19 protein-coding genes are annotated in these 21,904 nt (G+C 35.3%); 6 read left to right on the top strand and 13 right to left on the bottom strand.

Features of this window, described 5'->3' with window-relative positions:
- The first annotated feature begins 9 nt into the window (after window positions 1-9).
- On the top strand, window positions 10-240 hold the full coding sequence (locus AC1Q8M_RS00885; RefSeq protein ID WP_072939984.1) for a YflJ family protein: 231 nt from the start codon (window positions 10-12) through the stop codon (window positions 238-240).
- 143 nt (window positions 241-383) lie between these two features.
- On the opposite strand, the gene AC1Q8M_RS00880 is transcribed toward AC1Q8M_RS00885, so the two are convergent.
- The 3 genes from AC1Q8M_RS00880 to AC1Q8M_RS00870 all read right to left on the bottom strand — a co-directional run bounded on the left by AC1Q8M_RS00880 (window position 384) and on the right by AC1Q8M_RS00870 (window position 4,438).
- Window positions 384-1,337: a TRM11 family SAM-dependent methyltransferase gene (locus AC1Q8M_RS00880; RefSeq protein ID WP_001059320.1), complete on the bottom strand. Its 954-nt coding sequence runs from the start codon at window positions 1,335-1,337 to the stop codon at window positions 384-386.
- Window positions 1,338-1,487: 150 nt separating this feature from the next.
- Window positions 1,488-3,080, bottom strand: a complete 1,593-nt coding sequence (locus AC1Q8M_RS00875) for an N-acetylmuramoyl-L-alanine amidase (RefSeq protein ID WP_016513661.1) — start codon at window positions 3,078-3,080, stop codon at window positions 1,488-1,490.
- 308 nt (window positions 3,081-3,388) lie between these two features.
- A complete protein-coding gene (locus AC1Q8M_RS00870) occupies window positions 3,389-4,438 on the bottom strand; it encodes a M42 family metallopeptidase (RefSeq protein WP_098855672.1) in 1,050 nt (349 codons plus the stop codon).
- Window positions 4,439-4,564: 126 nt separating this feature from the next.
- Here AC1Q8M_RS00870 and AC1Q8M_RS00865 point away from each other — a divergent pair, with 126 nt between their 5' ends.
- Entirely contained in the window at window positions 4,565-4,744 is a 180-nt protein-coding gene (locus AC1Q8M_RS00865) for a hypothetical protein (protein WP_016513660.1), read from the top strand.
- Window positions 4,745-4,765: 21 nt separating this feature from the next.
- On the opposite strand, the gene AC1Q8M_RS00860 is transcribed toward AC1Q8M_RS00865, so the two are convergent.
- The 3 genes from AC1Q8M_RS00860 to AC1Q8M_RS00850 all read right to left on the bottom strand — a co-directional run bounded on the left by AC1Q8M_RS00860 (window position 4,766) and on the right by AC1Q8M_RS00850 (window position 6,361).
- Complete coding sequence (locus AC1Q8M_RS00860) at window positions 4,766-5,092, bottom strand: nucleoside triphosphate pyrophosphohydrolase (RefSeq protein WP_001277348.1); 327 nt, start codon at window positions 5,090-5,092, stop codon at window positions 4,766-4,768.
- Between the two features lie 17 nt (window positions 5,093-5,109).
- Entirely contained in the window at window positions 5,110-5,427 is a 318-nt protein-coding gene (locus AC1Q8M_RS00855; protein WP_000738198.1) for a YjcN family protein, read from the bottom strand.
- Window positions 5,428-5,548: 121 nt separating this feature from the next.
- Window positions 5,549-6,361 carry an enoyl-CoA hydratase gene (locus AC1Q8M_RS00850; protein WP_001999174.1) on the bottom strand — a complete coding sequence of 271 codons (813 nt, stop codon included), beginning with the start codon at window positions 6,359-6,361 and terminating at the stop codon, window positions 5,549-5,551.
- A gap of 301 nt (window positions 6,362-6,662) precedes the next feature.
- On the opposite strand from AC1Q8M_RS00850, the gene AC1Q8M_RS00845 reads away from it, so the two are divergent.
- Window positions 6,663-8,057 (top strand): O-antigen ligase family protein, encoded by a 1,395-nt coding sequence (locus AC1Q8M_RS00845; RefSeq protein ID WP_098854747.1) that lies wholly within the window; start codon window positions 6,663-6,665, stop codon window positions 8,055-8,057.
- Window positions 8,058-8,104: 47 nt separating this feature from the next.
- Here AC1Q8M_RS00845 and AC1Q8M_RS00840 read toward each other — a convergent pair whose 3' ends face one another.
- From AC1Q8M_RS00840 to AC1Q8M_RS00825, 4 genes are all read right to left on the bottom strand, one after another.
- Entirely contained in the window at window positions 8,105-9,967 is a 1,863-nt protein-coding gene (locus tag AC1Q8M_RS00840) for an S-layer homology domain-containing protein (RefSeq protein ID WP_000847496.1), read from the bottom strand.
- A gap of 146 nt (window positions 9,968-10,113) precedes the next feature.
- The gene (csaB, locus tag AC1Q8M_RS00835) at window positions 10,114-11,202 is read right to left on the bottom strand and encodes a polysaccharide pyruvyl transferase CsaB (protein ID WP_001241596.1); all 1,089 of its coding nucleotides are present in this window, start codon (window positions 11,200-11,202) and stop codon (window positions 10,114-10,116) included.
- Window positions 11,203-11,345: 143 nt separating this feature from the next.
- Entirely contained in the window at window positions 11,346-12,866 is a 1,521-nt protein-coding gene (locus AC1Q8M_RS00830; RefSeq protein WP_064532641.1) for a putative polysaccharide biosynthesis protein, read from the bottom strand.
- A 330-nt stretch (window positions 12,867-13,196) separates the two neighbouring features.
- Entirely contained in the window at window positions 13,197-14,666 is a 1,470-nt protein-coding gene (locus AC1Q8M_RS00825) for a SulP family inorganic anion transporter (protein WP_072939875.1), read from the bottom strand.
- 187 nt (window positions 14,667-14,853) lie between these two features.
- On the opposite strand from AC1Q8M_RS00825, the gene AC1Q8M_RS00820 reads away from it, so the two are divergent.
- Together AC1Q8M_RS00820 and AC1Q8M_RS00815 are read left to right on the top strand one after the other, a co-directional pair.
- Complete coding sequence (locus AC1Q8M_RS00820; RefSeq protein WP_000954998.1) at window positions 14,854-15,318, top strand: hypothetical protein; 465 nt, start codon at window positions 14,854-14,856, stop codon at window positions 15,316-15,318.
- A 134-nt stretch (window positions 15,319-15,452) separates the two neighbouring features.
- Entirely contained in the window at window positions 15,453-15,650 is a 198-nt protein-coding gene (locus tag AC1Q8M_RS00815; RefSeq protein WP_001098258.1) for a hypothetical protein, read from the top strand.
- 624 nt (window positions 15,651-16,274) lie between these two features.
- Here the strand turns inward: AC1Q8M_RS00815 and AC1Q8M_RS00810 are convergent.
- Together AC1Q8M_RS00810 and AC1Q8M_RS00805 are read right to left on the bottom strand one after the other, a co-directional pair.
- Window positions 16,275-17,831, bottom strand: coding sequence for a fatty acid--CoA ligase (locus AC1Q8M_RS00810; protein ID WP_098365620.1), 1,557 nt, complete (start codon window positions 17,829-17,831; stop codon window positions 16,275-16,277).
- 258 nt (window positions 17,832-18,089) lie between these two features.
- The gene (locus AC1Q8M_RS00805) at window positions 18,090-19,577 is read right to left on the bottom strand and encodes a coproporphyrinogen III oxidase (protein WP_000908776.1); all 1,488 of its coding nucleotides are present in this window, start codon (window positions 19,575-19,577) and stop codon (window positions 18,090-18,092) included.
- A 252-nt stretch (window positions 19,578-19,829) separates the two neighbouring features.
- Between AC1Q8M_RS00805 and AC1Q8M_RS00800 the strand changes: the two genes are divergently transcribed.
- Window positions 19,830-21,533, top strand: coding sequence for an S-layer homology domain-containing protein (locus tag AC1Q8M_RS00800; protein WP_000726527.1), 1,704 nt, complete (start codon window positions 19,830-19,832; stop codon window positions 21,531-21,533).
- A 68-nt stretch (window positions 21,534-21,601) separates the two neighbouring features.
- Here the strand turns inward: AC1Q8M_RS00800 and AC1Q8M_RS00795 are convergent.
- Window positions 21,602-21,904, bottom strand: a 303-nt coding sequence (locus AC1Q8M_RS00795) for an LPXTG cell wall anchor domain-containing protein (protein ID WP_154695893.1), incomplete at its 5' end; no start/stop codon positions are given.

Raw genomic sequence — 21,904 nt, 5'->3', positions numbered from 1 at the left:
ACATGCAAAATTCCCTTTATCATTATTATTTTCAATGTAAAGTTACTTCGCTCCCATACATATACTGTTCAAAAGCAAAAAGGAAGTGATCCCATGTATTACGGAACAAAGGGCTGGTACGTAGCTGAACTAAAAAAATTAGGCGTACGCTATCATGAAGGACGAAAACTAGAAAGTTACCGCGGACACGTATTACGCAATTTATTAATCGCACAACAAGAAAAATTAAAAGAACAGTAATATTCTAATGTAACGATATCGGCGATTCGCCATGGAATATCGACTTACCGACAAATTCCGCTAATTCATCTATCTACACCACCAATCAATCACACATCAAACTACAATAGAAAAAGGTCACCCAAACGGGTGACCTTCCTTTCTTATTCACAAACAAGAATTTGTCTAGTAAATGATCCTTTTCTTGTAATACAGCGATCTGTAATTTCAAATCCTGCTTCATGGATCATGTCGTCCATTGTTTCCATCGTGACAACGACTACTTTTTTCGCGATGCGGCGTGCACTTGAAAGAATTGATAGTTGATCTTCTGGTGTGGCGTGCGTAAATAGATCGTACGGCATATCGATAATGGCAACGTCGTAGTTCTCAGTAATTTCCTCGATTGGTCCTTTTGTTACTGTTCCTTCAAATCCGAAATGTGCGATATTTTTTCTTGTTCCAAGAACTACAAGTGGATTTATATCTCTACCAACGATGTTAATCCCCATAGAAAGTGCTTCTACTACTACTGTTCCAATACCGCAGCACGGGTCAATTGCTCGTACTCCCTCTGGATTTGGTACAGCGATATTTGCAACCGATCTCGCAACACGTGTGCTAAGTGATGTCGAATAACTATGCGGTTTTTTTATGTGATGATACCAAACTGGTTCGCTTTCTACATAGTGCCCGAAGTACCAGCGTCCTCCAAGAGGAACAATCCCGAATACACGCTCTGGATTACGAACATCCGCTTCTCCTTCAATATGCATGCCAAGGTCTCGTTCAATAAGACGTCTTTCTCCATATTCAATTTTATTTTCTCCAACGAGGTCATTGATTTTAACGAAGATAACTTTAAACGACGCCCCCGCTAAATCAATTTGTTCCACTTGTTTTAAAATGCTTTCTAAGTCGTCCCCTTCATACATAACCTCAACGCGCTCTTTCATAAACGCACTTCTACTTGGGTCAATTTTTACATCACTTTTTAAAATATTAACGTGCGACTCCATTCCAAAGAACGAGCGCATTTCCAAGTAACATAAAGCACGCTCCTCCTCACGAAATGCATACGTATATATACAGGCAGGTGTTTTACTATGATTATTCAATCTATTATCATCCTCTATCGTTTAAAATTGTTATGATTACAATTACTCAAATACTTTTTTGTATATAAAATTAAATGATATCATATGCCGGAAATAAAGAGAAACGTTAATAAATAAAAGAGACTGCCAATGGCAATCTCTTATTATTTATTAACGGAAAGAAGACACGTTGTTACCCATTTCTTCATAGTAATCTAAAATACCTTGATAAATAGCTTCCGCTGCACGTTGTCTCCATTCTTCAGTAGCTAGTTTTTCACCTTCACCTTTAGCATCGATGAAACCTAGTTCAGCTAAAATAGCAGGCATTGTATTGTATTTCACTACATAGAAGTTTTCTGTCTTTACACCTCTATCATTTGATTGAAGTGCTTGTACTAAACGTTTTTGTACTTTTTCTGCTAGTACACGGCTTTCTTCTGAATTTGGATTTGTTGCCGATCTGTAGTAGAACGTTTCTGTTCCTTCTACTTGTTCATTAAACCCGTTTGCATGAATACTTACGAAAATATCACCTTTATTTTCTTGTGCAAATTCTACACGTTTTTTCAAAGATTCACCAGGAGTATTTCCCGGACGCGTATCATCATTACGTGTTAATAAAACAGTAAATGGTGTCTTTTGTTCAAATAGTTTTTGTACACGTAAAGATGTATCTAATACAATAGCACTTTCATCCATTTTCACACCAGAATGCCCTGGATCAACTCCACCATGACCTGGATCAATGATAATCGCTTTTCCTTCTAAGAAGTTACCTTGCTTCACTGGATTTAATTGATTTTTATTAACCCATTGGAAACCAGCGCCCATGCGGATACGAATCCAGCTGCCATTCTCTTCAATAACAGTTACTTGCTGTGCGTTATGTGTTCCCATTACTTTTGACGAAGAAGAAGCTTCTGCATAAGTAGTGAATCCTTCATTAATAACTTCTGTTTTCTCCACTAAAGGTGTCCATTTATCACCGTTACTTGTTGCAATTTTGATCCATCCATCTCGTTCTTCTTTAATTTCTACCGTTTGTGGATTATGCTGATTTGCACTAATCCCAGAACTTAATGATGGTGCGTGATATGTAATGAATTTTCTATCTATGTACATTTTCTTTGTTTCTACTGGACGATCACTATTCTTGCTAAATTTATCTGTTTGCGCAGTAAGCTGAGCTGCTTGTTCACGCGTAATAGAATCATTCGGTTTCCAGCCATTCTCTGTCCCTAAAGAAAGTTTTAATTCTACTAAAATATTAACTTCTTCTTTACCCCAATGATTCTCTAAATCAGCGAATTTTGTAGGAACTGGTCCTGTTACTTTGCTTTTCAGATTATATGCTCTTACAAGCATAGCTGCCATTTCAGCACGAGTTACTTTTCCTTCAGGATCAAATACTCCTGGTTCTCGCCCTTTAATAATATTCTCTTTTTCCATGGCTGCAATAAATGAAGCTGCCCAATTATTTTTTGCATCATTATAAGACGGCTTTGCATTCGGATCTACTTTAGCACCAATTGCTGTTGCGATAATCTTTGCTGCCTGGGCACGTGTTAAATTTCCGTATGGCATAAAGTTACCATCTGGCATACCGTTAATTACATTTCTCTCTACTAAATAATAAATTGCGTCTTTCGACCACGCACTATCTGAAACATCAGGAAATTTCTTTGTTTCTGCTAAACTACTAATTGGATGTGCTAGTAAATTTGCTGCTAATAAACCTGCGGCTATTGCTTTGTACTTCATGAAAAATAAATCTCCTCTCAAAACTTCATATTCATACAATTTTTTTATTCAAGCTAACTAAAAAATATTAACTATTAATTAATTCCTTTCATAGTGTATAACATTATATATCTATAGTAAATACGTTTCCGGCCGTATAACAAAAATCGCATATATATAACTTATAATGAATGTATATAAAATAAAATTTTAATCAACCCACAAATAGCGGGATAAAAAAACGATTAGGACATGTCTCCTAATCGCTTCGCCAAATAAACAGCTGATTAAAAATAATATTTTTAATCAGCTCTCTATTATCTATGAAATTATTCTTCAATTAAATTAGACATTACATATGCATACACTAATGCTTCTGTATGCGCAATAGAACTTTCATGTGTACGTTCAAATGCGTGAGAAGAATCAATACCCGCTCCAATTAAAGCATGTTTCACATCAAATCCCGCGCGAATCGCAGCTGATGCATCAGATCCGTAGTATGGATAGATATCTACTTTATATTCAATATGATTCGTTTTCGCAAGCTCTACTAAATGTTTACGCAGTGCGTAATGATACGGGCCGCTAGAGTCTTTTGCACAAATAGATACTGTATATTCATCAGATGTTTGTCCATCACCTAACGCTCCCATATCAACTGCTAAGTATTCAACAGTTTCTTCTGGAATATTAGAATTACCACCGTATCCAATCTCTTCATTATTAGAAATTAAGAAATGCGTCGTATATGGTAATGTTACGTTTTCATCTTGTAATCTTTTAATTAATTTTAATAAAATCGCAACACTTACTTTGTCATCTAAATGACGTGATTTTATGTATCCACTCTCTGTAATTTGAACGCGCGGATCAAATGACACGAAGTCTCCTACTTCAATTCCTAATTCGCGTACTTCATCAGCTGAAAATACGCGCTCATCAATACGAACTTCAATATTTTTCTCATCGCGTTTTGCTTCACCTGCATCTTTATATACATGTACAGATGTTTGATGCATTAAAATCGTTCCTGTATACGTCTTGCCACTTGATGTTTCAATTTCGCAATATTCTCCTTCTACAGAGTTCCAGCGAAATCCACCAATCATAGAAAGACTCAGGCGACCATCAGGCTTAATTTCTTTCACCATCGCACCTAACGTATCAACGTGTGCCGTTAATAAGCGGTGCTGCGCATCATTCTTCCCTTTTACCGTTAAAATAAGAGCGCCTTTATTGTTACGCTTCGTTTCTACGTTCCACTCACTGACATAGTTTTCAATGAAATTAATAATTTTTGCTGTATTTCCAGATGGACTCGGAATAGAGACAAGCTCCTTAATCAGTTCTATCGTTTCTTTCGTATGATGTGCCATTGTCGTTTCCTCCTCATTTTCTCTACTATTCAGTATACAAAATCCGCCAGAAAACCTCTACTTATATAGCTTAATTTTCTAAATTGTAGTAAAATTCTTTTTAGTATACAAAAGGAGTCCTGAAATATGAATATATCAAAAAAATATATACACATTGCACTCATTTGGTTTTTAGCATCATTATTTTGTTTACAAATCTCTTATGCCATTCATACTACTACTTCTATTACAATCGGCTGGATATTAACAGCTAGCTTCTTCATTATTAGCTTCATTGCAACAAAAAAGCATAGCGTTACTCATTAACGCTATGCTTTTCCTATAAAACTATTCTTCTGAAACGTCTAATAAATAAATACCTCTTTCAAATCCACCGCGCTCTACTTCTTTTTTCTTACGAAGGCGTTCTACATCTTCAATCGATGCACCTTCTGCACGTGCTAATGAAATGATAACTTCTAGCGCATCCGCAAGAGAATCTAGCGCATGTTCGCGTTCTTTCATAGAAGCAAATTCACGAATTTCTTCCGTTCCAATTTTCGCTAAAGCCTGTATGTATGCTTGCCCTGTTAATTTTTGTGCTGTATACGTTTTTCCAGACATTAAAATCTTCTCTGGAACACGATCTCTTACTAACTTGTTATATGCTGACATCATTCATCCTCCTATATTTAATAACATCCGAGCTCTGCTTTATAGAAAAACCATTTTTTCTTCACGCACGCACTTAACATATCAATTCCTGATCCATGTGCTCTTACATGTGGAAAGAAATAGTGCTCTAAGTCTTCGTCCTTACCATATAGAGTTTGATACTCATCTGGAATCGCTTCTTTTTTCACATCTTTTTCTTTCGTCACCCCATCAGAAAATGCAACACTTGGATGTCCCTCAAAAAACAACGCAGTCCGAACTGCCAAAGATGGTGTACTATGCAAAGCAGAATATGTAAGCAAAATAATAGTAATAACACCGATCATTTTCTTCATGTATTACTCCTTAAAAAAAGTGCTAACACAATTATACTAAAATGTGTTAGCACTTTCTCCCCTTTATCCCGAATTAACGAGCTAATAATCAGTGAGGAATGGACAAAATCCTCACTTCACTTTATTCCCCTTTAAATGCTGGTAAACGTTTCTCTAAAAACGCAGCAATTCCTTCTTTATGATCCGCTGTTTGTCTCATTGCATATTGACCACGCTTCTCTAATTGCAATGTTTGCTCTAAATTAGAGCGATTTACTTCACATAAAATTTGCTTCGTTTGAATCATTGCTTTAATCGGTTTTTGTGACCATTCATTAATTTTTTGCTTCACAGCCGTTTGGAAATCTTCGCCGATTACTTCATCAATTAAGCCGATATCAAGCGCTTCTGTCGCTGATAATTTCTTGCCTTCCCAAATAATTTGCTTCGTCATATTTTCACCGACGCGCTTTTGAAGGAAGAAATGACCGCCTCCATCTGGAATTAAAGCGATTCCAATAAAGTTCATCGCAATAACAGATGATATATCCGCCATTACATAATCAGCTGTTAACGCAATACTTAACCCAAGACCTGCAGTTGGTCCATGAATTGCACTAATAACAAGCTTTGGCATCGTATATAACGTCACGACAACTTCAGAAATAGTATTCATAATGCCATCAAACTTACTTTCATCATTACTTGAAAGCATCGATTTAATATCCCCACCCGCAGAAAAACCACGGCCGTTCCCACATAACACAACGATATGCGCAGAACTTTCCGCTACTTCTTTCAACTTTTGTAATAACTCTTTTAATGTCGGCTCATCTAACGCATTTAACACCTCTGGGCGATTGACCATAACTGTTGCAACGTGGCCTTCATATTTCACAACGACAGATTCTGTTTTACTTGTTATTTCCATTATATATACCCCTCTTTTCTCCATAAAGATTATACTTATATAATTATAGAGAACCATTGAAAAATCCTTCTTTTTTCTCAATTTTCTGTCTAATAATCTCGCAATTTGTACATATACCGTATAAAACATACAATTCCGTTGAAAAATATAGAAATTAAAGTCGGTTTATCCATGCTTTTCATCTATTTACCATTACAATGAAATGGTGTATTCTTAAGTTTGATAAAAAAACAAATATTGAAATTCATTCGCCTTACTATGTAAAAAAGGCTTTATACCCATCTTTTGGGTGTTGTAATAAAGGAATGAAGAACTGGAGGAACATATGGTTAATAAGTTGAAACAAACGGATAACTACTTCCCACATTTCCTATTGCTATTCATTGTGTTTCAACCAATTTTAGATTTATTAACATCTTTTTCAATCTATATATTACACATGAGCGCAACAGTTGGAGTTGTAGTCCGTTTCGCCTTTATGCTTCTTGCATTAGGATACCTACTTCTTCATCACAAACAACAAGATGCGAAAAAGTACATCCTCTATTTATGTTTACTCGGAATCGCACTCGCAATCGGTCTTGTAAATAATATGATGGTTAAATCTCCAGTTTCATTTGGAGAAGAAGTTAAATTCATTTTAAAGAGCGTATATCCAATTGTGCTACTGTTTGGATATATTATCGCCTTTAAAGAGCTAAAAAATAAAGAGTATGTATTTCATAAAATCATTACATATTTCTTATATGCAACTTTAATTTTAAGCATCACAATGATTGTCGCAATGCAAACTGGAACGGATTTCCCAAGCTATCCTCATTCAAAAATCGGTTCAAGAGGTTGGTTCTTCGCTGGAAATGATTTAAGTTCTCTTTTCGCCATTATGTTCCCAATCATTGTCTTATATTCGATTCATAAAACAACTTCTTTCTCGAAAATATATTACTGGATTCCAACAATACTTGCGATGTATGCAAGTATTATGGTCGGAACGAAAGTCGGATATGGCGCAATTGTGATTACATTAGGCGTAGCACTTTTCTTCTCATTCATTGAGTACATGATAAATCGTAAAAAAGAAAGAAAAGGATTCACACATATTGTAAATACCGTTGTTGCCGCAGTTATACTAGGAGGTTTAATTGTTCTTACACCGCATACTCCTATCGCAAAAAATATGGGCATTCACATGCAAATATATGAATACAAAAAATCAGTACAAGAAGAAAAAGATCGAAAAGAAGGAAAAGTAATTAAAGAAGATCCAGAAGATACAAAAAAACATGCAAAAGGTGAACTTACAGATTCTGAAATGAAAAGTTTGATTTACAGTGATCGCGACAAATTCTTAAAAACATACAAACAGTACTATAAAGACGCACCGCTTTCACAAAAACTATTCGGAATGGGTTACGCTGGTAACTACACAGATAAAATTAAATTAATTGAAATGGACTTCCATGACCTATTTTTCGCCTTTGGAATTGTCGGTTTCCTTATTTACTTAATACCGCTTCTATACTTTGGTATTAAATTATTCATCCGCATGATCACAAACTTTAAGAAAATCATGACCGTAAAGTATATGCTATTAGCGAGCACACTCATTCTATCACTTGGCATCGGCTTTATGTCTGGCCACGTATTAACAGCGCCAGCCGTTAGTATTTTCTTCGTTGTTATACTCGCTTATATCATTGTTGATTTTGAAATTGAATAAAAAAGAAGGTGCTACGAAATGTCAGTAGCACCTTCTTTTTTATTTAATTAATGTTTTACGTATTCTAAGCTTTCTTTTGCAATATACGCTTCTGTTACAGTAGGATTATCTGAAATAACTTTAACCCACGCTTTTCCATTTATTATTTCTTCACCAGTAACTGTGACAACTACATTTGTATTTAAACGATACAGTCGCTCATTTGATATACTAGGATTCTTTTTCACTTCCACGTTATTCATCACACGTGCAAGTTTGTACTTGTTGTATTCTTTTTTACCTAAATAAGAATCAAAACGGTTCATATGCCCCGCTACTTTTTTACCCCAGTTCGCATCAGATGCATATTTCGCATTTAAACCAGCAGCTTTATCACCTGTATATGTTGCTGTATAACGCCAATGTCCTGGATTTAAATATCCTTCATTCATGTATAATTTTGCTGCATGTTCAATACAATCTTCTTTTGAATTGAATGCTTCTCCGTTACCATATGGACTATCGTCTGTTGCTTTTAAACCAAATAAATTATTTTTGTCTTTTGCAAGAGCGCTTGTTCCATAATAACTTTCATGAATTGCTAATGAATATAAGAATAATGCATTTACATTATACTTGCTTTCTACTTCTTTAAATTTCTTTCCTAAACCAATTAATGGAGAGTCTGGCTTAATCGATTTCACATAACTATCTAGTTGTTCAGCTGTATAATCTGTTTTCGAACGTAATGATAAATAATTGAAATATTGATAGAAAGTTTCGTCTCCAAATGTCTTTCCATCTACACTATACATTTGCTGTCCTTGCTTCATGAAAGAAGGTGCCACACCATATCTAAATTCTGTATATCCAGGTGAACTTGTATTATATGTATAATATTTATGGTATAAATATCCATCTGATTTCACATAATAAGACGACTGTTTCATTTCATTTGTAGGAATTAAAGTGATTTCATTCTTCTTCACATAACCTGTCAAACCAGAAAGTTGAACTTTCACACGATCTTCGCCAACTTCTAACACTTTCAATTCTGTTCCATACTGAATATACGTATATACTGTTGATAAATTCTCATCATAAATATTAATGATGTTTTGCCCAGTTATTCTTTTCGCACTTGCAAAACCATCTTTAATCCATAAAAATTCGTTCTCGTATTTTACCGCATTCATACCTTTATTTTGAGCAGCCGTAACCGCTTCTTTATACGTATTATAGCGCTCTACTTCTTGCTCTGTTCCGTTTTCTCTTACATTTGTCACAACATATTTCTTAGTTTCTACAGGATTGCTATTTCCGTTTTTTTCAATCGTCTGAAGCATACGATCCAACATAGCTGAAGCCATCCCTCTTGTAGCTGATAAATGTGGTCTAAATGTATTATCTTCTGGATACCCTTTAATAATTTGAGTAGCCACCATAACTTGCACATGCTCTTTATAGTTAATACTATCTTTATCAGTAAAGGTAAGCGGACTTACAGCTACTTTAATATTTTTATAGTCTAACGCTCGCTTTACCATTATCGACATTTCTTCACGTGTAATCACATCATTTGGTGAGAATGTCTCGTTCGTACGACCATTAATAATTTTCGCTCCATATGCTCTACTTACACCATCATATAAACCGTAAGTCTTCGGCACATCCTCGAAATTCGAATCAGCTTTCGGTAAATTTAAAGCCCTTGCTATGAATGTAGCAAACTCTGCTCTTGTTACTAATTTATCAGGCGCATATACATTGTCTCCATACCCCATTAAAACTCCTTTAGTAATAAGTGAGCGCATATGCGTCTCAAACATATGTCCTGTAATATCATCATTTGCCGCATAACTTGAAATAGGAGTTAAAAGTAATGATCCCGTTAATGCCACTGCTGTTATACCTTTTGAAAAAGTCTTCAAGGTTATCCTCCTCGTAATCTACGAATTTATTATCACAAATTTGATTATATAATACTCACAATCATTTTAGCATAATAAACAGGAATTAAAATAAAACGTTTTTTAATTAGAATTTTCATTACATTCAAAACAAAATAAAAGACACTTTACTTTTTTAATAAAGTGCCTTTTTCCATATGATCAATGAGTTTCTTTGTTGCCTGTTTGCCTTGCAACCGAAGCTCATCTATTGTCAATTGTAACTCTTGCTGCACAGTTCCTTGTTGCATTAATTGCTTTTTCGCAATTTCATATAAATATTCAGCACTCCATTCGCCATCCACACTTCCTATAACTGGCTGATTCACTTGACTTAAAAACGAATCAATTTTCGGATCGTATGAAATCCCGACCATTGGAGTTTTGGCTACAGCAGAAAAAACTAGTGCATGAAGACGCATACCAATTAGTAATGAACATTGTGATAAAATGAATATTTTCTCGTCGATATCCATTTTATATGGAAGCATATACGTCTCTTCTCCCATTAAGTCTACTACTTCACGCGAAGCTTTTTGATCAAATGGCTCATGCATTGGAACAAATAGAATTTGATATCCTTCTTGCTTTAATTTTTTTAATGCCGCAGCTAATTTTTTTATATAATCTTCTTTTGCATTCCAATAACGCACACTAACCGCGATTACTTTTCCATGTATCGAATGCTTTTGCAACCAATCCGATTGTTTTGTCCGTTTCCATGTTAAAACAGGGTCTGGAACAATTTCAATATCGTTTTTTATGCCAAGTCCTTTTAAATATAAAAACGAATCCTCATCTCGAACTGATACATAGGAAGCTTTTGACAAGTTCCATTTTACTAATAGACGATTATATCCTTTTGTAATTGGACCTATTCCTTGTGAATAAATATAATACGGCTTTTTTAATAATCGAGCGAGTCCCATAATACCCGTATAATATAGAATACTCTTCGTACTTGTCTGATCTTGAAGAAGGCTCCCGCCACCACTAATAACTCCATCACTGTTTTTGATCGCATGATAAACAGCTTTTATATCCCAGCGATCTACCGATTCTACACCATACATTTCCTTTGTATATTTAGAATCATTTGATAGTACTACTAGTTCTATATCCGGGTTCTCTTTACTTAACGATTCAATAATTGATTGTAGAATCGCCTCGTCTCCAACATTATAAAAACCATAATATCCTGATAAGACTAAACGCACCCTAAATCTCCTCCAAAACTAGGTAACCGTTTATTTCATCTAACATAAACTGGTACCCATTCCTTACCTAAACACTTAATACCCTACATAGTTTCCTCTTTATCAGCTCATATGAATTTTAATAAAAAATTAATTTTCTATATTTATCTTTTCAAAAATGGTATTTTTTTTATTGATATCCATTTTAATTTCAAAGCACATACACCATACAAAATGGTTGTAATACTTAATGCTATACCACTGAATAATAACGTCATAATTCTTGAAGATGTAACATCTATCACATTAAATAGTTCATACAATCCTAGTCCTAAAATAGATGCTATTGCTAGCACACCAAAAAAGCTTTTTAAATGAATAGAATAGGCAATATAGCTTCGAATATACAAATGATTTACAATACAAATCAATACGTAAGTAATGAATGTACTATACGCCGCTCCATCTATGCCAAACTTCTGCACGAACATTATGTTTAACACGACTTTCACACAACTCGCACCAATAACAATCCATGCAGCTTGTGCAGAACGATTAATGCCCTGTAAAACACCTATTGATAATACCATAACCGCAGTAAAATACGAACTGCCAATCATAACTGTTAACATACTACTGCCTTTTACGTCTGTGAACAATCCGACATTTAACGGTACTGTTAATGCCATCAACCATATTGTTAACGGTGCTGTCAAAACATGCGCTAGTCGATTTGTATTTTGAATTGTTATTTTCGCCAAATTTATATCTCTTTTGGCCAATGCGGAAGTTAAGAGTGGTATTAACGGAAATACAATTGCACTTGCAAAAATAACAATTATTTGCGTGAATGCAAAACCGCGACTGTATATTCCAAATTGTTCTTGAATTTCTGTTGATGATCCTTGTAATACATGCGGTATTGTAAGCGAGTCTACTAAATTTAAAAGTGGCATTGATAAAGCTCCGATAGCGATTGGGATCGATACCCTCAATATCTTTTTGCCGTTTTCTCTTAAATCTCGGAGTGAATAGGAATTGCTTTTATTGTAGTATGGACTTCTATTATATTTTATACGCAAATATATAAGCGAACTAATGACTCCAAGAAAAGAGCCAACCATCGCACCACTAGTAATAACAGTATTACTCTTATCCCATGATACTAGTATGTAAGCAATTATTAACATAAAAAACACACGTACAAATTGCTCAATGACCTGTGATACCCCTGTTGGTTTCATATCACCGAAACCTTGAAAATACCCTCTATAAACTGCCATGTATGGCGCAATGAGTAATGCTAATGAAGTAATAAGCAACGGCATTCTAGTTTCTTGTCCACCAAGCATATTTGCAATTTCAATAGAAAATAATACAATGACTAAACAGCCGAAAACGCCAAATGCTATCCCAATAATTGACGCTGATTTAAATAATTTCGCAATTTCCTTTTGCTTATTTTTTTCGTTCAACTCTGCAATTAGTTTCGAAATTGCAAGTGGAACTCCGGCTACCGATAATGTAAGAGCAATCATATATACAGGAAAAACAAGGCGGAAAATACCGAGCACTTCATCTCCTGCAATATTTTGTAATGGAATTTGAAAAAAACTACCAAGCAATTTTGACAAAAAGGTTGTAATTGTTAAAATCGCTGCTCCTTTTACAAATGTTTTATTCATATTTTTTCTCTTTTCTTTTATACATATACTCTCAAACATATTGTTTTAAACGATAGGGATTCACTTTATCCCATTGGTTATCATAACAAATTTATTATAGGTTGAATACTTGGTTTTTTTTACAAAATAGAAAAGAGAACCAATTCACGCCTATCTCTTCACACTATAATTTCTAATTCCTTCCATTATATGTACACATTATAGCTGTTTTCGTTACTCAAAAAGAGCTCTTCTCTATCACTGCAGTGCATATTACTAAAAACATTATAAGAATATCCCACAACTCTACATTATAATGTATGTAAGATTGTGAGATATTCTAATTACCATCTAAGCACTTAAGATTTTCAATTGTTCTTTCTGTTCATCGCTTGCCATTACTATGATTGTTTTTTCAATACTCGGATGTACTTGCTCAAGCTTTACACTTGCCCCTGCTTTATTTGATTGCTCAACAAAATTTAATAATGCCATAGCTCCTGATACATCCATATAACGCACATCTTTCATACGTAAAACAACCGGTGACTTCACATCTTGTAAAGTAGAGAAAATACGATCTACTGATAAGAAAGAGAGCGGTCCTTGAATTGTATACGTTTCTTCTCTTTCTTTTACGATAGAAGTTTTACGTTCTTTACATTTCACCATATATATGATGAACGAAAGAATAATACCGAATGCAACAGCAATCATTAAATCGAACTTCACCGTTACAATCATCGTTACGAGCATAACAACGACATCACCTTTAGGAGTGACATGCATCTTTTTCATGCTTTCCCAATCGAACATTCCAATACCAGTTAAAATTAAAATACCTGATAGTACAGCAAGTGGAATATATTGTACGACCGAACCAAGACCCATAATAAAAATGAATAAGATAACACTATGCATACATGCCGAAAGTGCCGTTTTACCGCCACTTCTTATATTCACGATAGACCTTACAGTCGCACCTGCACCTGCTAATCCGCCAAACAATCCGCTCATCATATTACCGATACCTTGTCCAACGAGCTCTTTATTACTTTTATGACGTGTACCTGTCACATTATCCATTACGACCGATGTTAACAACGAGTCAATCGATCCTAATAAAGCAATACTAAGCGCTGGTAAAATAAGTGCTGCTATTCCTGTTCCACTTAAAGATGGAATATGAAGCGTAGGCATCGCTTCTGGAATGGTTCCAATCTTTTCAATTACTTTATTTAATGAAAGATTTCCGATAATCGGTAAATTTACTGTAAGTCCTTCGAGTAGGGAAGAAAATAAAGGTAGCAAAGCTGTCACACCGACTAGTGCTACTAAACTAGACGGAATCGCCTTAATCCACTTACCAGAAACAATCATTACAATAATCGTTAACACAACAAGTAGAAAACTATTTTGTACATGCTTTATTTCACCTAAAATAATGATTAATGCAATACCATTCATAAATCCCGAAACGACAGGATACGGAATATATCGAACGTAAGAACCGAGCTTACATACACCGAATAAAATTTGAAATAACCCTGCCATCATAAAGGCAATAAAACTTGCCTCTAACCCGTGCGTCGCAATAACTCCTGTTGCGATAACGGTAATTGGTCCAGTTGGCCCCGTTACTTGCCCAGGTGTCCCGCCAAATAACGCTGCGAATAAACCTGCAAAAATCGCACCATACAATCCAACAAGCGCTCCCTCAGACGTTCCTGTCGCAGCAATACCAAATGCAATCGCAAGTGGCAACGCAACAATCGCAACAGTAAATCCTGCTAAACATTCCTTTGCTATTTTTTGAAACATAAAAAAACCACCTTTGTATAAAGTCCATGTTCCATTGTACACCTAAAAAGATACATTCGTTAGCTCACTTTTTACATTCTCGTGACGTAAACGTATTCAATGAAAAGTTTCCCCCTTATCTTTGGAAACAATTGCAACTATGCTATAATGAACAAATTAAATCTTTTACTATATACTTGGAGGCACTATGCTAACTTTTGAAGAAAAATTATCGATTATTGAATCTTTCCCAGAACTAGAAAGAAAGAACGTATCATTAAAACGTGTAAACTTCCACTTTGAAGAAAGTCGTTTAGATAAAAAGAACGTTGTATTTCATTTACACCCAAATGGAAATGGATTTGTGTATGCAAGCGGTATTAAAGGTTACAAAACGGATGATAAGGGTATGGTTAACATCCGTGAGTTTTCAGCAGAAGAGTTACGTTCAGTAATTGAGAAATCAATTGACCTTCTATCACAAGAAGAAGTAGTAGCACCTGTAGAACCTGCGAAAGAAGAAGAATGGCAGAACGAAGATGGTCATATTCTTACTCTTATTTCAGAGGATGACATGTGGAACGTGTACGCTGGTGTAAACTTAGACGGTACATTCAACTCTTATCCAGAAGCTGCGGAATACCTTGATGAAGAAGGGTTTTCACGTAAATAAAAATAGAAACCTATTTCATTCAACGACTTTTATAGTAATCAAAAAAGACACTTAAGGTGTCTTTTTTTGTTATATAAACTCCTTTCTCACACTATCTTTATTAATTTTCATAAAATGATTCAGAGGAGGTTTATATGAATACAACTGCTAAATTAATAAATTGGAAAGAACATGGCGATATGATTATTCTAGAATGTGAATTAAATGGAAAACGCTTCGAGATATCAACATATAAACAACGAATATATAATGCACACCTTTTATCAGCTGACGTGTATATTCGTTTAGATTCATCTGATAATATAATTGGAATAAATATCTATAAAAAGTAAGAAAAGCCCCCTATTCCGTAAGCGGGCTTTATCTTTATTACAAAATGTTAGAGTATACTCTCTTTTTTTCATACAGTTTATGTAATTATACATATTCATTAAAAAATACACTAAATGAATATTACATGTAGTAAAATATAACTTGTGGGCACGTTCTATAAAGCAGATTCTTTTAAAAGGCGTAACATATCGATTATTATAGGGGATGTGGCGTCACTTCGATATTGATCTCAAATCTCTTGTCTTTTGTGAACTAACAATCTAGTGTATATAGACGATTCTGCTTTATAGTGTGTGTTTACACTCATAACAAAGGGGTAATGGTAATACGGATAGATTCCGATTCGTATGAAATGAAATGGTTCAAGTCGGAGAGAGGCACCTTAAGGTGTCTTTTCTTTTTGGACATTACATCCATTTTGTTTTTCCACCTTATTTCAAATGCGCTAATTAACCTTCACCAAGAAGAAATGAGAATTAAGTAAATATAAAGTGACTGATATTCACTTAATTCCCAACCTCTACAAAAGAACAGGACATTTAAGAATTAACAAAGATATTGTTTCTTCTGTTTAATACAGAAAAATGAAGGATACCCCATAGATATGGGGTATCCTTCATTTTCTATTTTTTCGCACCTTTCAGTGACTCCCTCAGCACAAACTTCTGCAACTTCCCGCTCGCATTACGTGGAAGTTCATCTACAAATAAATAATGACGTGGACGCTTATAATCTGCTAATTCGTCACTTTCTTTGCAATACGTTTCTAAATCAGCTTCTGTTATTGTTTCATCTTTCTTCACAATAACTGCTACAACACGCTCTCCCCATAATTCATCTGGCTCACCAAGTACCGCCACATCTAATATATCGGGATGACTATGAAGGAAATCTTCAATTTCACGAGGGTAAATATTTACGCCACCGCTAATTACCATATCATCAACACGATCTGCAACGAATAAATAACCATCCTTATCAAAGTATCCTAAATCACCAGAATGATACCATCCTTTATACATCGATTTTTTATTTGCCTCTTCGCGATTATGATAGCCAGCCATCATAGTTGGGCCGCGTAAAATAATTTCTCCTACTTCATAAGGAGGTAATACATCATCTGGTTCTGCCGGTGCATCCTCGTTCGGTTTCACAATACGAACTTCATGACTAAAGCATGGCGTGCCTGCTGAACCAGCTTTCGTAATTTGATCCTCCTCTACGAGAAACGCCACAACTGGTCCCATTTCTGTCATTCCGTATATTTGAACAAGGTCAATATAAAGACGTTCTTTACATTCCTTCACTAACGCCGGTGCCATTGCCGCTCCGCCATATATACCGATTTTCATTGAAGTTAAATCATACTGAGTTAAATCTTTTTGCAACAACATATTCCACATCGTCGGTGCTGCAAAGAACGTCGTAATCTTTTCTTCTTGAATCGTATGTAATACTGTTTCTGTATCAAAATGATGCAAAATGACATTCTTTCCGCCAACTTGAATGCGTGGTATGATTCCGGCATTTAATTCACCACAGTGATATAAAGGTGCAACAACAAGCCCAACGCTATCTCTATTATATTTTAGGAAATACGTACAAATCATACTATGCTCAGCCATTTCACGATGACGATGTAATACGCCTTTCGGATGACCTGTCGTACCGCTCGTATAAAGCATTGAACAATAATCCATTTCATCAATTTCGATATTTACTTTCTCAGAAGATGCTGCATTCACTTTTTCATGGTAGGAACTTGCATAGGAAGGTTTATCGTTTTCTATAGACCAAAAAGATGTATTTGGAAAATCTCGTTCAATGATAGCAACAGTTGACTCAACTGCTTTTTCAAAGACAACGACTTTCGAGGATGCGTCCTGAAGAATATAAGATACTTCTTTCGCCTTTAAGCGAAAGTTAATCGGATTAAAAATTGCACCAATTTTCGCACAAGCTAAGTAAACGTTTACAAATTCATGGCAGTTATATAAGTAAACAGATACTGTATCTCCCCTTCTTACTCCGTCTTCTAATAAAGCGTGTGCCGTTTTATTTATTTGTTCATCCCACTGTTTATATGTCCAGCGAATATTTTTTTCAGGTTCCACTAACGCCTCTTTATTCGTATACTTACCAACAGATAAATCAAAAATTCTCCCTATCGTCATGTACATGCCAACAATTTCCCCCTTTTCTCTTTCATAAATCTATCATTTCGTCTATAAGTAGACATTGTCCTTCAATGTTTTGACTAATTTTTCTGATTATTATCGACATAGTTTTACATACGATACCGCTAGACGGTAAATGAAATTATATCGGCGATTTTTCGAATATATCGACTTACCGACAAAAACTGACAAGATATAATCGGCCCCCCGTTACTGCAGGATAAAAAGAGGTTGTTCCGACTCGGAACAACCTCTTTCTTCTTATGCGAATAGCTCTTCTAAAATTTTCAATTTATCTTCTGTATATTTTACGAAGCCATCGTTATATGATTTTGGATCTTTCGGATTCGCGAAGTGCGTAATTGCCCCCGTCTTCGGATGAACAAATTTACTTGATGCACCGCAACCAAGTCCGATAATTGATTGTACTTCTTCCATAATGACAATGTTGTAAATACTTTCTTGCGTCGGCATTGCATAACCAACGTTCTCTAAGTTACCTAAAATATTCTTTTGACGATATAGGTAATATGGTACGTAATTATGCTTTTGCGTCCATTCTTCTGCTTCGTGCATCATCGCTGTAATTTCTTCGCGACCTGCTACTTTATATTTACGTTTGTTTTGCGTCATTTCAGAAGCACGTTTAAATGATAACGTATGAACTGTTAATGATTCTGGCATTAACTTTTCTGTTTCATCTAACGTATGCTTGAAGATATCTAACCCTTCACCAGGAAGACCAATAATTAAGTCCATATTAATATTGTTCATTCCCATTTCACGAGCTAAATGGTATTTCTCAATTGTTTCTTCTACAGTATGATGACGTCCAATTGCTTTTAGTGTCTCTTGATGGTATGACTGCGGATTAATACTAATACGGTCAATGTTCCATTTATTTAACACTTCTAGCTTTGCTGGCGTGATCGTATCTGGACGACCTGCCTCAACTGTAACTTCACGTACATTTTTCACGTCTGGGAACGCTTCGTACATTTCTTCATACAGCATATCCATCTCTTCTGCTGTAATACTTGTAGGTGTACCGCCGCCATAATAAATCGTCGTAACTTTCACACCTTTTTCTTTTAAAAACTTACCAATTTCACGAACTTCATAATGTAAACCACCTAAGAATGAATCAACAGACCCTTGGCGTCCATTAATCGCATAAGCCGGGAATGTACAGTATGCACATTTCGTTGGGCAGAACGGAATACCGATATAAATACTTACTTCTTCTTTCAAACGGTATAAATCCGGAACAACTGCTAATTGGCAATCAACAATACGCTGAAGAAGTTCAATTTTCTCTTCATGAATTAAATAACTTTCACGAAGTTCTTGATGCGCTTCTTCTTTTGACATACCATTTTGAAGCATTTTATGAAGAAGTTTCGTCGGACGTACTCCCGTTAAAATACCCCAGCTTTGTTCAAGTCCAGTTAACTGCTGAAGAACAGAAAGATATACATAAGAAACAACATGCTTCACTTGCTTCATACGCTCTTTTTCATCTGTGAAAGCAGATAAATCTTTCGAGAATGTTTCTTCATACACATTTCCTGTGCTAACATCCGTTAATCGAGCGGATGCTTTCACATTATCCTCAATGTGTATATCAACGATCAGATTCGCTTCCTCTTGTTCAAATCCAATCGTACTATCTTCAAAAAATAAGCCGCCAATATTTTGTAGCGGACGTAAAAAACGATCATCTTGTAACGTTTTAATTGAAATTAACACATTATCACCTTTTCATTTGCAAACTCTCTTTAGTTTACTTGAAGGGCGTTTACAGGTCAATACAGAAGGTTTTACCTGTTTCTCTTACATTTTTTCAAATAATTCTTTTTATGAATATCGCTCATGTATATAGACATCCTGATTTTCTCTTGTTAAAATTTATTAGTGTTAAAATCGATACATAGTGAAAATACAATATAAAAAGGAGGAATGTTAACACTAGATTCTATAATCTAATGTGTTAAAAAAAATATGAAAAAGAAATTTTATAGTGTTTTAACTCTCTCTCTTGCATTACAAACTGTTCTTGCACCTACTTATTCATTTGCAGAGAGTGCTGAAAAATCCGCCGAAGTATATACGGAGGATCAAGTTTTTAAAAGTATTAAAGAGCATGTTAATGAGCATAGTACTCATGAAGAAGATATCGAGGTTACTGGCCAATTCCTACTATACACTTCAAAAAAACATTCATTATATACCGCGAACGATTTAAAAAACAAATCGAATATCGAGATTACAGAACAAGTCGTAACGGCGACAAAGAAAAAAGGAAATGCTTACTACATAACGACGCCAACTGGCGCTGGATGGATAGATAACAATGATAATAGCTTAGAAGTTCAAGAGATTCATAAACTATCTAACCAAAAATTAATCGTAAAAGAAGAAGCTTCCATACATGCCCTTCCGTTCCAATCGTTTAAAGAAGAAGGGAAACTACAACCACAAGTCATTACTCCTACTGAACAAGCTGGAAATTGGTTTAAAGTCCAAATAAACGAAACAGCAAAATGGATTTATGCACCTTCTGCTACATTTGAAGGTACAAAAGCTTCATTATTAAAAAACAGTCGTACTGCTAAAAATAGTTTATTGAGAGCTCCGGAAGCTCTACAAACAAACAATATTTATGGCGTTACATTTAAAGAAATGATTGTCCCAAAAGGAAATGACGATATTCGCCCTGGCTACCCGATGGTACCTAAATATATTACGATTCACGAAACGGCTAATACAGCGAAAGGTGCCAATGCTCTAAATCATGCAAAATTCTTAGATAATCAAGCACGCGGAACAGCTGATCGCGCCGCATCTTGGCATTTCACAGTAGATGATAAAGAAATTTATCAACATCTTCCAGTAAATGAAGTTGGATGGCATGCTGGAAATAAAACTGGAAACTATGAATCTATCGGAATTGAAATTGCCGTTAATCAAGATGGAAACTATGAAAAAGCGGTAGAAAATGCCCGTAAATTGGCAGCTTATTTAATGAACGACTTAAATATTTCTCTAGATAAGGTCCAAAAACACCAATTTTGGTCAGGAAAAAACTGCCCTGCGTTTATGATTCAACGCGGACAATGGAATGCTTTCTTAAAAGGAACTGAAACATACTATAAGGAAAACCAAAAAAATCCCGTAACTGATGACATTACAGGTGGATGGTATGAACAAGACATTCGTCAATTAGCAGCTAGAGGCATTATGCAAGGAGAAGGGAACGGCAAGTACTTCCCAGAACGTCTTGTAACGCGTGCTGAATTTGCTACACTAATTACTCGTGCTTTACAATTACCAAGTGGAAACGCTAAGTTCACAGACTTAGAACAAGTACACCCATCTTTAAGAGACGGTATTAATCGTGCAGCAAGCGCAGGCATAATCCGCGGACGTGGTGATAATACATTTGATCCAAATACTACAATTACACGCGAAGAAGCTGTTATTATGATTGATCGTTCTCTAAAACACGCTGGTATTTTTGCAAAACAAGTTGAACTACCATTCGTAGACCAAAACTTAATTTACGCTAAAGAAGAAGTACAAAGAGTGTATGGATATGGAATTGTAAAAGGTAATGAATTTAATCAATTCGTACCAAAAGGACCATCACAACGTGCACACGCAGCTGCATTTATAAACAGAATGCTTAGCGTAATTGAAGCTTAAAATATTTATCTGTATTAATTTAAAAGGCATCAGAGATTGTATAATCTCTGATGCCTTTTATACATCTTTTAACTATTTTTAGCCATGAATCTTAAACGTATTCCTAGTAACAGAAGCATAAAACCGATGAATGGAACGTAATTCGTATTGTGTCCTGTAGCTGGAAGTTGTTGATTATTAGAAGAACCTTGTCCTTTTTCTGGTAAATTAGGTTTTTCTACTCCCTCACCTGGTTTTTCTGTTCCTTCACCTGGCTTCTCTGTTCCTTCACCTGGCTTCTCTGTTCCTTCACCCGGCTTCTCTGTTCCTTCACCCGGCTTCTCTGTTCCTTCACCCGGCTTCTCTGTTCCTTCACCCGGCTTCTCTGTTCC

The sequence above is a fragment of the Bacillus sp. GW823-FHT06A10 genome (assembly GCF_058795375.1).
This window is presented reverse-complemented; position numbering and strand designations above follow the sequence as displayed.

Coding starts and splice junctions, on each gene's coding strand:
- AC1Q8M_RS00845 (WP_098854747.1), top strand. CDS start 6,663: ATGGTTAATAAGTTGAAACAAACGGATAACTACTTCCCACATTTCCTA.
- AC1Q8M_RS00825 (WP_072939875.1), bottom strand. CDS start 14,666: ATGTTTCAAAAAATAGCAAAGGAATGTTTAGCAGGATTTACTGTTGCG.
- AC1Q8M_RS00815 (WP_001098258.1), top strand. CDS start 15,453: ATGAATACAACTGCTAAATTAATAAATTGGAAAGAACATGGCGATATG.
- AC1Q8M_RS00830 (WP_064532641.1), bottom strand. CDS start 12,866: ATGAATAAAACATTTGTAAAAGGAGCAGCGATTTTAACAATTACAACC.
- AC1Q8M_RS00820 (WP_000954998.1), top strand. CDS start 14,854: ATGCTAACTTTTGAAGAAAAATTATCGATTATTGAATCTTTCCCAGAA.
- AC1Q8M_RS00870 (WP_098855672.1), bottom strand. CDS start 4,438: ATGGCACATCATACGAAAGAAACGATAGAACTGATTAAGGAGCTTGTC.
- AC1Q8M_RS00875 (WP_016513661.1), bottom strand. CDS start 3,080: ATGAAGTACAAAGCAATAGCCGCAGGTTTATTAGCAGCAAATTTACTA.
- AC1Q8M_RS00860 (WP_001277348.1), bottom strand. CDS start 5,092: ATGTCAGCATATAACAAGTTAGTAAGAGATCGTGTTCCAGAGAAGATT.
- AC1Q8M_RS00850 (WP_001999174.1), bottom strand. CDS start 6,361: ATGGAGAAAAGAGGGGTATATATAATGGAAATAACAAGTAAAACAGAA.
- AC1Q8M_RS00810 (WP_098365620.1), bottom strand. CDS start 17,831: ATGTACATGACGATAGGGAGAATTTTTGATTTATCTGTTGGTAAGTAT.
- AC1Q8M_RS00865 (WP_016513660.1), top strand. CDS start 4,565: ATGAATATATCAAAAAAATATATACACATTGCACTCATTTGGTTTTTA.
- AC1Q8M_RS00855 (WP_000738198.1), bottom strand. CDS start 5,427: ATGAAGAAAATGATCGGTGTTATTACTATTATTTTGCTTACATATTCT.
- AC1Q8M_RS00800 (WP_000726527.1), top strand. CDS start 19,830: ATGAAAAAGAAATTTTATAGTGTTTTAACTCTCTCTCTTGCATTACAA.